Source organism: Pantoea sp. X-Soil-MYKO-1785 (assembly GCF_059730675.1).
This window is the reverse complement of record NZ_AP036000.1, coordinates 1,872,004-1,885,775: the sequence shown is the minus strand read 5'-3', so window position 1 is coordinate 1,885,775 and position 13,772 is coordinate 1,872,004. Positions and strand designations below refer to the sequence as shown.

Sequence of the window (13,772 nt, the reverse complement as noted above, 5' to 3'; positions counted from 1 at the left end):
ACCGGGAGCCGAAATGTTTAATTTTGATCAGGTTATCGATCGCCGTGGCAGCTGGTCGACCCAGTGGGATTTTGTCGCCGATCGCTTTGGCGTGCCCGATCTGCTGCCATTCACTATCTCCGATATGGATTTCAAAACCGCGCCGGTGGTGCTCGACGCGCTGCGTCAGCGTCTCGATCACGGCGTGTTCGGCTACAGCCGCTGGCAGCATGATGAATTCCTGTCGGCCTGCTGCCACTGGATGGCCAGCCGGTTCGGCTATCAGCCGTTGCCCGATTCACTGGTTTATGGGCCTTCGGTGATCTACATGGTGGCGCAGATGATCCGGCACTGGAGCGAGGTGGGCGATGAAGTGCTGATCCACACGCCGGCCTACGATGCGTTTTACAAAACCGTGCACGGCAACCAGCGACAGGTGCTGGAAATGCCGTTGCAGCGGGTGGGCCAGCAGTGGCACTGTGATATGACGGCGCTGGCGGCGAAGCTGGCGCGTCCGCGCTGCAAAATCCTGTTGCTGTGTAGCCCGCACAATCCTACCGGCAAAGTCTGGACGGCAGCCGAACTGCAGCAGATGGCTGAACTGTGCGAGCGTCATCACGTCCGGGTGATCAGTGATGAGATCCATATGGATATGATGGTCGGCGATCGGCCACATACGCCGTGGGCCCGGGTGGCGGGTGGCGACTGGGCGCTGTTTACCTCGGCATCGAAAAGCTTCAACCTGCCGGGGCTGACCGGCGCCTGGGGCATTATTCCGCAGCCAGCCGATCGGGCGGCCTGGTTTCAGGCGCTTAAGAACGCCGACGGACTCTCCTCACCGGCGGTGCTCGCGGTTGCCGCGCACATCGCCGCTTACCGGCACGGCGCGCCGTGGCTTGATGCGCTGCGTGACTATCTGACAGGTAACCTGATGCGGGTGGCCGACCGGCTTAACGCCGCCTTCCCGCAGCTTGACTGGCAGCCGCCTCAGGCGACCTATCTCGCCTGGATCGATCTTAATCCGCTCGGCATCGCCGAACAGACGTTGCAGCAGGCGCTGATTCAGCAGCGCGTGGCGATTATGCCCGGTTCAACCTACGGCAGCGCCGGCCAGGGTTTCCTGCGCCTCAACGTGGGCTGTCCGCGCAGCAAGGTCGAAGACGGCGTCAGCCGGCTGATTGCCGCGATTCACGCCTCGTCCGCCTGACAAAGCGATTTGCGCGCCATACCGGCCGGTTGTGAGTAATTAAACAGCATCCGGGCCGGTTGTTGCGCAAATAGCTGGCGCTGTTGCGCAAGATATTTTTATAATGTTATGCACTTTAGTTACCACTGAGCGAGTGCACCATGATCGATACTACCCTTCCTCTTACCGATATTCATCGCCATCTCGATGGCAACATCCGTGCACAAACCATTCTTGATCTGGGTCGCCAGTTTAACCTTGCCCTGCCCGCCACCACGCTGGACACGCTGCGTCCGCACGTGCAGGTGGGCGACAACGAGCCTGACCTGGTAAGCTTCCTGCAAAAACTCGACTGGGGCGTGAAGGTGCTGGGCGACCTCGAAGCCTGCCGCCGTATTGCGCTGGAAAATGTTGAAGATGCGGCTCGTGCCGGCATTCACTATGCGGAACTGCGCTTCTCGCCGGGCTATATGGCGATGACCCATCATCTGCCGATTGCTGGTGTGGTCGAAGCGGTGATTGATGGCGTCAGAGCCGGTTGCCAGCAGCACAATATCGACGTGCGCCTGATTGGCATCATGAGCCGGACCTTCGGCGAAGAAGCCTGCCTGGCCGAGCTGGATGGCCTGCTGGCGCATCGCGATCACATCACCGCCGTCGATCTGGCGGGCGATGAACTGGGCTTCCCCGGCAGCGAGTTCCTCAGCCACTTTACCCAGGCACGCGATGCCGGTTTCCGGGTGACGGTGCACGCTGGTGAAGCAGCCGGCCCGGAGAGCATCTGGCAGGCGATTCGTGAGCTGGGTGCCGAGCGTATCGGCCACGGCGTGAAGGCGATTGAAGATCGGGCGCTGATGGATTTCCTCGCAGAGCACCACATCGGGATTGAATCCTGCCTGACCTCCAACATTCAGACCAGCACCGTGGCGTCACTGGCGCAGCATCCACTGAAGGCCTTCCTTGAGCACGGCATTCTGGCGACGATCAACACAGATGATCCGGCGGTTCAGGGCATTGAGCTGGCGCATGAGTATCACCATGCCGCACCGGCTGCCGGTCTTAGCGCGGCGCAGATCCGTCAGGCGCAGGAAAATGGTCTGACGATTGCGTTTCTCAGCGACGCCGAGAAAGCCGCAGTCCGCGCCCGCGTGCAGTAAGGCTGTAGCTTCAGAGAAAACAAACGGGCCGGATAACCGGCCCGTTTTGCATCTGACAGTTAATCAGGCGATCAGCCGCGCTTCAGCGACAGCGTCTGGCGTTTCTCGGCCGATTGCAGTCCGAGCTCAATCAGCTCCATCACCTGAATCGCCTCTTCTGCCGTCACCGGGTTACTGCCGCGACCGGCAATCGCATCACGAATGCCCGCATAGTAAGCCGGATAGTTACCCGGCTGCGTCAACTGGCTGGTTTCGGTCAGTGAATCGCCGTCGACCAGCGTCAGGGTGCCGTCACGCATGTCGTAACCCCAATCTTCCTGCGGCGGGAAATCACCGGATTTAAGGCGATCTTCCTGTGGATCGAGACCATATTTGACGTAGCTGCCGCGGGTGCCGTGCACGGTGTAACGCGGTGACTCGGCCGCTACCAGCATGCTGGCGTGCAGCACCACGCGGCGCTGTGGATAGGTCAGCGTCGCGTGGAAGTAGTCGGTGGTTTGCGCGCCCGGCCGCATCTCGGCCAGATCAACGTTAATCGCCACCGGCGGGCCAAACAGCTGCAGCGCCTGATCCAGCAGATGCGGTCCCAGGTCATACCAGATACCGCTACCGGCGCCTTTCATTTCACGCCAGCGCTGACGCACTTCCAGACGGAAGCGGTCAAAGTGCGACTCGAAATAGCGGACCTCGCCCAGCGTACCGGCGTCGATCAACGATTTCAGCGTCAGGAAATCACTGTCCCAGCGGCGGTTATGGAACACCGATAACAACAGCCCTTTCGCCCTGGCTAAGGCATCCAGCTCGCGCGCCTGTGACAACGTCACGGTAAACGGCTTATCGACCACCACATGCTTACCGGCATTCAGCGCTGCTTTGGCCAGCGGAAAGTGGGTATCGTTGGGGGTAGGAATAACAATCAATTGCAGAGACGGGTCGTCCAGCAGCGCCTGAGGATCGGCCACTACCTGAACGGCAGGCCAGTCGGCGTGGACTTTGCTGGCATCGCTACTGGAAATAGCGGCCAGCTCAACGTCCGGGGTGCCCGCAATCAGCGGGGCATGAAACGTTTTGCTGGCAAAACCGTAACCGATCAGGCCAACACGCAGTTTATCGCTCATTTTAATTCCTCATGGAGTCTATCCCGCCAGGCGTAATTTTGCAGACAGTCTGGGCCAGAACAGCGCGGAATAACCGCAGCGTACACCGGGTGCGTGAGGATTGTGAGCACTGCCCAGGTTCAGACTGACAAATAAAATAGCCTAAAGGGATAGGCACTTAGTTGCTAACCTGATTGATTTAAGACTATTAACCAGGCCAGGACAAGGAGGAATATCCCGAAAAAACTAAGAGATAGCACTCTGTGCCATCGGCCAGGCGGTTTGCGCCGCCAGGTTGTCGTGCGCATCCTGATTACGGCGACGGAAGTCACTCGGGCTGACGCCGACCCGCTTACGGAACACCCGGGAAAAGTAGAGCTGGTCGTCATAGCCGACTTCGCGCCCGACGGTAGCGATCGGTTCCTGGGTGGTTTGCAGCAGCAGTTTGGCGCGAATCACTCGCTGATCTTCACGCCAGCGCAGCAGGTTAACCCCCATCTGTTCGCGGAACAGGTGCGCCAGCCGCGACGGTGACAGGCAGACGTGGCGCGCCACCTCTTCAATTTTCACTTCGCTGGCCAGATGATTGGTGACGTACTGACAGGCTTCAATCACCCGTGGATCGCGGATCAGCTGATGACTACGCGGATCCTCTTCCACCGCCCGCAGCAGCAGGCGCTCCAGCAGGTTCATCGCCAGCTCTTCGGCAAAGCGGCGGCCGGAGTTATGGGTCTGTTCGATACTGGCAAACAGCCGGTCGAATTCGCCGCGCAGCGATTCCGGCAACAGCAGACGGCCGACGCCCTCCTGCTCATCCTGCCAGCGCAGCCAGTCGTGCCAGTAGGCGCGCGGCCGGAAATAGACCCAGCGATGAAACCACTGTGGGCTGTCAGGCGCGCGACCATAGTAGTGGGCGGTTTTAGGCTGAAACAGCAGCATTTCGCCCGGCTCGCAGTCAAAGGCCCGCTCGCCATCGAATACCCGTCCTTTGCCTTTAATGGTGAGATTGAGAATGTAACCCTTCATGCCGTGCGGACGATCGATAAAAAAGTCCAGCGGACCGTCGGCGGTAATCGGCGTCAGCCCCGCCACCAGCCAGGCATTGAACGAATAGCCCGGCAGTAAGGGATTTTGCTGCTCGGCCGGTAATTCACGGTGATACATAGTGTCCTCACTCAGTCTGTCATTGATCGGATCACCCGCGGACACCTGATGCATCCGCGGGTTAACTGCTCGCCAAATCAGGCTTTATGCTTTTGTTTGTAGCGGTCAAATATCACCGCTGCTAACAGTATCAGACCGCGCACCACATACTGTGAGAATGGCGAGATATTCAATAAATTCATCGCATTCTCAACGGTTCCGAGAATCAGTACCCCGGCAACCACGTAGGAGATTTTACCGATGCCGCCCTTCAGCGAGACGCCGCCCAGCACGCAGGCGGAGATCACCACCAGCTCATAACCCAGTGAGGTCATTGGCTGACCACTGGTCATGCGTGAAGCCAGAATGATGCCCGCCGCGGCTGACACCAGACCGGACAGAATAAAGATAATGATTCGGGTCCGCACCACCGGCACCCCGGCCAGTCGCGCCGCTTCTTCATTACCGCCAATCGCCAACGTATTACGGCCAAAGGTGGTTTTATTCAGCAGGAAGCCGAAGATCAGCATGGTGGCGATGGTCAGCCAGATGGGCGCAGGAACGCCCAGCCAGTTGGCAAACCCGAGTGCGAAGAAGCGTTCATCTTCGATACCAACCGCTTTACCGTCGGAGAAGATGTAGGCCAGCCCGCGCACGATCTGCATGGTCGCCAGGGTGGTGATCAACGCATTGATCTTCAGGCGGGCGATGACAAAGCCATTGATAAAGCCGGTAAGCATGCCGAGCACCAGACCGGCTGCTACGCCAATCCACAGGCTTTCGGTCATGTTGATCACCACCGCGGTGACCACGCCGGCACAGGCGATGACCGAGGCGACCGACAGATCGAAATCGCCGGAGGCCAGACAGAACAGCATGCCGCAGGCGACCATGCCGGACATCGACATCGCCAGCCCGAGGCCTTTCATATTGATAAATGAACCGAAGTTCGGCACAAACACCGCACAGGCAATAAACAGCAGCGCAAACACCACCAGCATGCCGAAATTGTCCCAGATGCGACCAAACTGCAGGCCGCTGCGTGAGGCTGGCGGCGGCGTATTTGAGGTCGTGGATGAAGCCATGTTGCTCTCCTGTCAGGCCACGGCGGCCGCTTGTGTGGTTTTTGGCATTGCCAGGCTCAGCGTCTGCTGCTCCGTGGCGTCGTCGTGCAGCACTTCACCGGCAATCGCTCCTTCACGCATCACCACGATGCGATCGGCAAGGCCCATCACTTCCGGCAGGTCGCTGGAGGCGAACAGTACCGCGATGCCGTCGCTGGCCAGTTGGTAAATCAGGTTATAGATTTCGTGTTTCGCCCCGACATCAATGCCGCGCGTCGGCTCATCCAGCAGGATCACCTTCATCTCTTCAGATAACCAGCGGCCGAGAATCGCCTTCTGCTGGTTACCGCCGGAGAGGTTCATGATCAGCTGTTCTGCCCCAGGCGTTTTGATGTTAAGCGAGCGGATATGGCTGTCGGCGTTGCGGCTCTCCCAGTCGTTTTTGATCAGACAGCCTGCGGTAAGGTTGTGACGCCGGGCGCTGATGTTGATGTTGTCGCGCACCGAGTGCACCGGAATAATCCCTTCAGCTTTACGATCTTCCGGGCACAGCATAATGCCGGCGCGGATGGCGTCGATCGGCTCGCGCAGCGTCAGCGGTTTGCCATCCAGCAGCACCCGGCCACCGCGCAGGCGCGTGCCGCCGAACAGCCCTTTCAGCAGTTCGCTGCGTCCGGCGCCTACCAGACCAAACAGCCCGACGATCTCGCCAGCGTGGACCTTGAGCGAAATCGGCGTTCGCACTCCCTTCGCTTCCACCTGGTCCAGCTCAAGACGCACCGCGCCTTTTTCACGCGGTGAATAACCGTAGATGTCGCCGAGGTTGCGGCCCACCATCGCCTGCACCAGATCGTCATGATGGGTGTTGGCCATGTCGGTAAAGGTGCGGACAAAGCGGCCATCTTTGAACACCGTGATGGCGTCGCTGAGGGCAAAAATCTCTTCCATCCGGTGTGACACATACAGCACCACCCGGCCCTCCTCGCGGAGCTGGCGGATGACGCGGAACAGGTTGTCGATTTCACGCGCCGACAGCGAACTGGTCGGTTCATCAAAGGCGATAATGCGCGCGTTACGCGCCAGCGCTTTGGCGATCTCCACCATCTGCCACTGACCGAGCGACAGGTACTTCAGCGGCATATCCGGATCGATATCCATACCGAGGTTTTTCAGTTGCAGACCGGCCTCGTAGCGCATCAGCTTACGGTTGACCAGGCCATGCTTATGCGGGATCTGGCCGAGATAGATGTTCTCCGCCACGCTCATTTCCGGCACCAGATGCAGTTCCTGGTAGATAATTGCCACCCCGGCATCCAGCGCATCGGTGGTGTGCTGGAAGTTAACCGGCTGGCCTTTAATCCGAATCTCGCCGCCGCTCGGCTGGTAGCTGCCGCTGAGAATTTTCAGCAGCGTCGATTTGCCTGCGCCGTTCTCACCCATTAAGGCGTGGACTTCACCGCTGCGGCAGTCGAAAGAGATATCCTGCAGCGCTTTCACGCCAGGAAAGGTTTTACTGATGCCATGAAACGACAGAAATGCTGAATCAGTGTTCATGTTTATCCTCACTATTTCGCGCCGCCTGGCCACGCCGGGTGTTAATGCCCGGCGGCAGTCTGGCGGCGCGAAATACACGGGCTGACTAAATCGTGACGCCGTTGTGTTCAGACACCGGCAGGAGCAGGCTTTACATCAGCCCTTTCTTCGCCAGTTCGGTTTTGAAGTTGTCGCGGGTGATTAACACCACGTCGGTGACTTCGGTAAATTTTGGTGGCTCTTCGCCTTTGCTGACCCAGTTGTAGAGCATCTGGCTGCTTTTATAGCCGTGAACGTCCGGGCTCGGCAGCAGAGAACCGTAGAAGCCGGTCGCTTTGTCTTTTGACAATTCGCTGATTGCATCAACGCCGTTGATGCCAATACCGATGACGTCAGCGGCTTTAAAGCCCTGACCTTCGGTGGCGCGCACGCCGCCCAGCACGGTGTTGTCGTTCATGCCGACAATCAGCCAGTGTTTGACTTCCGGATGCTGTACCAGCAGTGAGTTACCGGCATCAAACGCGCCCGGAATATCATTCGATTTGGTCGGCACCTGATAAATCTGCGCGGCCGGGAAGCCAGCCGCTTTGATCGCGTCCATCGAGCCGCCGGTGCGACGACGCGCGGTGTCCAGCTCATTTGCCGTAATCGCCATTACGCCGGTGGTTTTCACATCCCAGCCGCGTTTCTGCATCTCTTTGTAGAGTTCCTGACCCTGACGTTCACCAATTTTGGTGGCCGCCATCATCACCAGCGGAACGGTATCCATCGGCTTGCCTTTGGCGGTCACGAACTGATCGTCCACCGCAATTACCTTCAGACCATAGCCACGCGCTTTGGCCATGATTGCTGAGCCGAGCTTAGGATCGGGCGTACAGATGACGAAGCCTTTTGCGCCGTTAGCGGCCAGGCTGTCGATGGCGTTGAGGGTTTTCTCACCATCGGGAACCGCAATCTTAATCACGTCAAAGCCCAAATCCTTGCCGGCTTTATCGGCGAACTTCCACTCGGTCTGGAACCAGGGTTCCTCCGGTTGCTTGACTAAAAAACCGAGCTTCATGGTCTCGGCGATAGCGGATTGTGACATAACCGCTGCCAGGCCGATGGCCGCGAACGCTTTAGTGAATTTATGCATGATGCTCTCCGGTGCCAGGTTGTTTTTCACTGCTAATAACGAATCGGTGTAAACGCTACCAGTGTTTTCTCATTTGTAGGTACAGCCATAAATCAGTGCGTTAGAGTGCTATGTGCTGAAAGCCTGTTCAGACGCTGGCCTAGTTTTAGCGGGAATAGCGAAGAAAAATGTAGAGCGGTATCACATCTTAAAATCACGGCAGAATGGTCCATATATTCAGCAAATTTAACCGGACGTTAACTTTTGCAATGGATCACAAAATCACTGTCGATGACAGAAAAGTGCATATTGTCAGCCAGCCATGACTAACCGTTCTGGCGCGCCGGTCACAGGATGTAGGAGTTCATTAACTACAGGAGATTCCGATGCGTGCTGGAGCCATCACCCTTGGGCTGGACTTTGGTAGTGATTCGGTGCGTGCGCTGGCCGTTGATTGTCACAGCGGCAAAGAGCTGCAGAGTGCGGTGGTCAGCTACCCGCGCTGGCAACAGGGCTTATACAGCGATCCACACACCAACCGTTTTCGTCACCATCCGCAGGATTACATCGATGCGATGGAACAGGCGATGCTCGGCGTTCTGAATGCGCTCAGCGAAACGCAGCGCGCCGCCGTAGTCGGCATTGGCGTCGACACCACCGGCTCGACCCCGGCCCCCATCGATCGCGACGGAAACGTGCTGGCGCTGCGCCCCGAATTTGCCGACAACCCCAACGCCATGTTTGTGTTATGGAAAGATCACACCGCCATTGAAGAGGCGGAAGAGATCAATCAGCTGTGTCACAGCGGCCGTTTTCAGGATTACAGCCGCTATATCGGCGGCATTTACTCCTCTGAATGGTTCTGGGCCAAGATTCTGCACGTATCACGCGAAGATGCGGCGGTGCGTGACGCGGCGGTCTCATGGGTTGAACTGTGCGACTGGGTGCCGGCGTTACTGAGCGGCACCACGGCGCCCGATCGGCTGCGGCGTGGCCGTTGCGCCGCCGGACACAAAGCGCTGTGGCACGGCGACTGGAATGGCCTGCCCGAAGCAGACTTCCTCAATGCACTGGACCCGATGCTGACGCAACAGCTCGATTCACCGCTGTTCAGCGACACCTGGACCGCTGACCTGCCGGTCGGCACCCTCAGCCCGGAATGGGCGCAGCGGCTCGGTCTGCCGCAAACGGTCACCCTGTCCGGCGGTGCGTTTGACTGCCACATGGGCGCGGTCGGCGGCGGCGCGAAGCCCTATACCCTGGTCAAAGTGATTGGCACCTCTACCTGCGACATCCTGATTGCCGATGCTGAACAGGTTGGCGATCGCGCAATTAAAGGTATCTGCGGTCAGGTTGATGGCAGCGTGATGCCTGGTGCGGTCGGGCTGGAGGCGGGACAGTCTGCTTTTGGCGATATCTATGCCTGGTTCAGCCGCCTGCTGGGCTGGCCGCTGCAGCTGGCCGCTGAGCGTCATCCGGCGCTGAAACCGCAACTGGCGGAGATGCAGCAGACGCTGATTAAAGATCTGACCGAAGCCTGGGCTGCCAATCCGCAGCTCGACCACCTGCCGGTGGTACTCGACTGGTTCAACGGCCGTCGCACCCCTAATGCCAACCAGCGCCTGAAAGGGGTCATTACCGATCTCAACCTCGGCACTGATGCGCCGGCGCTGTTTGGCGGACTGGTTGCCGCCACCGCCTTTGGCGCGCGCGCCATTATGGAGTGCTTCGAACAGCAGCAGATCCCGGTAGAAAACATCCTGACCCTCGGCGGCATCGCGCGTAAATCACCGGCGATTATGCAGGCCTGCTGCGACGTGATGAACCGGCCACTGGATATTGTCGCCTCCGATGAATGCTGTGCGCTGGGCGCGGCGATTTTCGCCGCCGTCGCGGCCGGCGTCTATCCCAGCGTGCCCGAGGCACAGCAGGTGATGGCCAGTCCGATTGCCGTCACCCTGCAGCCCGACCCGGCGCGCGTGGCACGCTATCAACAACTCTATCAACGCTATCAACAATGGTGCGTGACGGCTGAACCGCAATATGCCGCCCGCCCCGCTTCCGCTAAGAGCCTATCCCAGTAGGCGTAATTGTTGCAGGCAGTCTGGACACGGACAGCGCGGAACAACCGGAGCGTACACGGAGTACGTGAGGATTGTGAGCACTGCCCAGGTTCAGACTGACAAATAAAATAGCCTATTGGGGTAGGCTCAAAGTAAAGGAGTGGATTTATGGAACAGTTAAACAACTACAGCGTGTGGTTTGTGATTGGCACGCAGCACCTCTACGGGGCGGAGACGTTACGCCAGGTCGAACAGCATGCACGTCAGGTCGTCGAAGGATTAAATCAGGCTGGCCTGCCGCTGCAGCTGGAGCTGAAACCGCTGGTAAAATCACCGGATGAAGCGCTGACGCTGTGCCGCGACGCGAATCATGACACCCGCTGCGTCGGCATCATTACCTGGCTGCACACCTTTTCGCCGGCCAAAATGTGGATTGGCGGCCTGAGCGTGCTGAATAAACCACTGCTGCAATTCCATACCCAGTTCAATGCTGAGATTCCGTGGGACAGCATGGACATGGACTTTATGAACCTGAACCAGACCGCGCACGGCGGCCGTGAGTTTGGCTTTATCGGCGCACGGATGGGTCTGCAGCACAGCGTGGTCACCGGTCACTGGCAGGACGGGGCCAGCCAGCAGCGTCTGGGTAACTGGATGCGTGCGGCGCTGACGAAACAGGCCAGCCAGCAGCTAAAAGTGGCGCGCTTTGGCGATAACATGCGCGAAGTGGCGGTTACCGAAGGCGATAAAGTCGCGGCGCAGATCCAATTCGGTTATGCGGTCAACGGCTGGGGCGTCGGCGATCTGGTTGAGGTGATCAATCAGGTCAGTGATGGCGACGTCAATGCGCTGATCGACGAGTACGAGAGCCTCTATCGCTTTACCGATGTGGCAGCCTCTGGCGGAGAAAAACGGCAGAACGTGCTGGATGCCGCGCGTATCGAGCTGGGCCTGAAGCGTTTTCTGGAAGCGGAAGGCTGTCAGGCGTTTACCACCAACTTCCAGACGCTGCACGGTATGACGCAGTTGCCGGGACTGGCGGTGCAACGTCTGATGGGTCAGGGCTATGGCTTTGCCGGTGAAGGTGACTGGAAAACCGCGGCGCTGTTACGCATTTTCAAAGTGCTGGCGGGCGATCGCAAAGGTGGCACCTCATTTATGGAGGATTACACCTATCACTTCTCACCGGGGAACGATCTGGTGCTCGGCTCCCACATGCTGGAAGTCTGCCCGTCGATTGCCATTGAAGAGAAGCCATTAATCGATGTGCAGTTCCTCGGCATTGGTGATAAAGCCGATCCGGCCCGCATGATCTTCTCAACGCCAGCCGGGCGTGCGATTAACGCCAGCGTAATTGATATGGGCGATCGTTTCCGTCTGCTGGTTAATGTAGTAGATGCGATTGAACAGCCGAAACCGCTGCCGAAGCTGCCGGTTGCGCGCGCATTGTGGAAAGCCCAGCCGTCATTGGCGACCGCGTCCGAAGCCTGGATCCTTGGCGGCGGCGCGCACCATACGGTGTTCAGCCAGGCGCTGACTTTGGATGATATGTATCTGTACGGCGAGATGAACGACATCGAAGTGCTGGTGATTGACGAGCATACCCGACTGCCCGCCTTCAAAGATGCGCTGCGCTGGAATGAAGCGTACTACCGGCTGAAACGTTAACTACGCCGCTGAGGCAGCACTGCTCATTTTAACGATTAGCCGCGTGCTAAAGTCAATGAAACCACCGATGCAGGCTTATGCGGCATCGGTTTTTTTTATAAAAACGGCGCTATTCAGTCGGGAACAGTGGGCGTTCCGTAACATCGCCGGCAATAGATCCCGCTAGTCCCGCCCGCCAGGATACTCGCCTCACACGCTCCGCTTCCTGCTGCTTAACGCGATACATCGGCCCAGCCGGGATAGAAAGGCATGCCTGAAGAGCAAAGCGTCCGCGCCCAGGATGGCGCGGCCGATCCGCAGGGAGGCGGGAATCCTTTGCGAGCGGGCATGCCTTTCCTGACCCTGTACCCTCAGCCACCAGCCACTGTTTTATCCATCCACCAGAAAACGCTCCGCTTCCTGCTGCTTAAAGCGACACATCAGCCCAGCCGGGAAGGAAATGCATGCCTGAAGAGCAAAGCGTCCGCGCCCGGGATGGCGCGGACGCTCCGCAGGGAGGCGGGAATCCTTTGCGATCGGGCATGCCTTTCCTGACCCTGCACCCTTAGCCACCCGCCACTGTTTTATCCATCCACCAGAAAACGCTCCGCTTCCTGCTGCTTAAAGCGACACATCAGCCCAGCCGGGAAGGAATGACATGCCTGAAGAGCAAAGCGTCCGCGCCCGGGATGGCGCGGCCGATCCGCAGGGAGGCGGGAATCCTTTGCGATCGGGCATGCCTTTCCTGACCCTGCACCTGCACCCTCAGCCACCAGCCACTGTTTTATCCATTCACCAGAAAACGCTCCGCTTCCTGCTGCTTAAAGCGACACATCAGCCCAGCCGGGAAGGAAAGACATGCCTGAAGAGCAAAGCGTCCGCGCCCGGGATGGCGCGGCCGATCCGCAGGGAGGCGGGAATCCTTTGCGATCGGGCATGCCTTTCCTGACCCTGCCCCCTCAGCCACCCGCCATTGTTTTATCCATCCACCAGAAAACGCTCCGCTTCCTGCTTCTTAAAGCGACACATCAGCCCAGCCGGGAAGGAAATGCATGCCTGAAGAGCAAAGCGTCCGCGCCCGGGATGGCGCGGCCGATCAGCAGGGAGGCGGGAATCCTTTGCGATCGGGCATGCCTTTCCTGACCCTGCCCCTTAAGCTACCAGCGATTGTTTTAGCCGGACATACAAACATCCTTTACTGCAATGTAACCTCTTCATGATCTTGCTCTTTCACCGACCAGCCTGTATTGCTTGATGCCTGACAAAATAAAGGCGCCCCGCACATGCTTATTGCCGAGCTGAATCAACATCCCCGCTACGCCGAACAAACCGCACAGCTGCTGTACACTGAATGGTCACATCTTCCTGCATGGTCTCACCCGCCTGCCATTGTTGCGCGTTTAAAACAGCGCAATCAGAAACCTTCGGCAGAATTTACGCTTATTGCCACGCCAGATGGCGAAACGGTGATTGCGACCTGTAGCGTCATTCGCTATGAACTGGATGACATTGCCGCGCGGGAATACTGGATTGGCGAGGTGGTCACTGATAAGAGATTCCGCGGTCAGGGCGTGGCAAAAGCGTTGATCCAACTGGCGATTGCGAAAGCAATCAAACAACAAATCAGTGAACTGTGGCTCTATACGCCCGATCAGCAAGCGTACTATCAGCGTTCAGGATGGCAGGCGGTGGAACAGCGGCAAATAGCGGGTGAAGAGGTCACGGTGATGAAGTTGCCTCTGGCGCAGTAAAGGACGGCTCCGGCGAGCCGCCCTTTAGCGGGATACTC

General features: G+C 58.4%; 10 protein-coding genes. 5 read left to right on the top strand and 5 right to left on the bottom strand.

The window, feature by feature from the left end; all coding sequences use genetic code 11:
* Positions 1 to 13: 13 nt before the first annotated feature.
* On the top strand, positions 14 to 1,186 hold the full coding sequence (locus AC6I8D_RS08810; protein WP_497819960.1) for a MalY/PatB family protein: 1,173 nt from the start codon (positions 14 to 16) through the stop codon (positions 1,184 to 1,186).
* A gap of 140 nt (positions 1,187 to 1,326) precedes the next feature.
* A complete protein-coding gene (add, locus tag AC6I8D_RS08805; RefSeq protein WP_312056163.1) occupies positions 1,327 to 2,322 on the top strand; it encodes an adenosine deaminase in 996 nt (331 codons plus the stop codon).
* A gap of 71 nt (positions 2,323 to 2,393) precedes the next feature.
* On the opposite strand, the gene AC6I8D_RS08800 is transcribed toward add, so the two are convergent.
* The 5 genes from AC6I8D_RS08800 to AC6I8D_RS08780 form a co-directional block, all read right to left on the bottom strand.
* Complete coding sequence (locus tag AC6I8D_RS08800; RefSeq protein WP_312056164.1) at positions 2,394 to 3,440, bottom strand: oxidoreductase; 1,047 nt, start codon at positions 3,438 to 3,440, stop codon at positions 2,394 to 2,396.
* Between the two features lie 225 nt (positions 3,441 to 3,665).
* Positions 3,666 to 4,583: an arabinose operon transcriptional regulator AraC gene (gene araC / locus AC6I8D_RS08795; RefSeq protein ID WP_312056165.1), complete on the bottom strand. Its 918-nt coding sequence runs from the start codon at positions 4,581 to 4,583 to the stop codon at positions 3,666 to 3,668.
* A gap of 77 nt (positions 4,584 to 4,660) precedes the next feature.
* Complete coding sequence (gene araH / locus AC6I8D_RS08790; RefSeq protein WP_031377613.1) at positions 4,661 to 5,647, bottom strand: L-arabinose ABC transporter permease AraH; 987 nt, start codon at positions 5,645 to 5,647, stop codon at positions 4,661 to 4,663.
* A gap of 12 nt (positions 5,648 to 5,659) precedes the next feature.
* Positions 5,660 to 7,180, bottom strand: coding sequence for an L-arabinose ABC transporter ATP-binding protein AraG (gene araG, locus AC6I8D_RS08785; protein ID WP_312056166.1), 1,521 nt, complete (start codon positions 7,178 to 7,180; stop codon positions 5,660 to 5,662).
* A 130-nt stretch (positions 7,181 to 7,310) separates the two neighbouring features.
* The gene (locus AC6I8D_RS08780; RefSeq protein WP_312056167.1) at positions 7,311 to 8,294 is read right to left on the bottom strand and encodes an arabinose ABC transporter substrate-binding protein; all 984 of its coding nucleotides are present in this window, start codon (positions 8,292 to 8,294) and stop codon (positions 7,311 to 7,313) included.
* Between the two features lie 365 nt (positions 8,295 to 8,659).
* Between AC6I8D_RS08780 and AC6I8D_RS08775 the strand changes: the two genes are divergently transcribed.
* The 3 genes from AC6I8D_RS08775 to AC6I8D_RS08765 all read left to right on the top strand — a co-directional run bounded on the left by AC6I8D_RS08775 (position 8,660) and on the right by AC6I8D_RS08765 (position 13,734).
* On the top strand, positions 8,660 to 10,357 hold the full coding sequence (locus tag AC6I8D_RS08775) for a ribulokinase (RefSeq protein ID WP_497819959.1): 1,698 nt from the start codon (positions 8,660 to 8,662) through the stop codon (positions 10,355 to 10,357).
* 147 nt (positions 10,358 to 10,504) lie between these two features.
* The gene (araA, locus tag AC6I8D_RS08770) at positions 10,505 to 12,004 is read left to right on the top strand and encodes an L-arabinose isomerase (RefSeq protein ID WP_497819958.1); all 1,500 of its coding nucleotides are present in this window, start codon (positions 10,505 to 10,507) and stop codon (positions 12,002 to 12,004) included.
* A 1,262-nt stretch (positions 12,005 to 13,266) separates the two neighbouring features.
* Positions 13,267 to 13,734 carry a GNAT family N-acetyltransferase gene (locus AC6I8D_RS08765; RefSeq protein ID WP_312057453.1) on the top strand — a complete coding sequence of 156 codons (468 nt, stop codon included), beginning with the start codon at positions 13,267 to 13,269 and terminating at the stop codon, positions 13,732 to 13,734.
* The last annotated feature ends 38 nt before the right edge of the window (positions 13,735 to 13,772 follow it).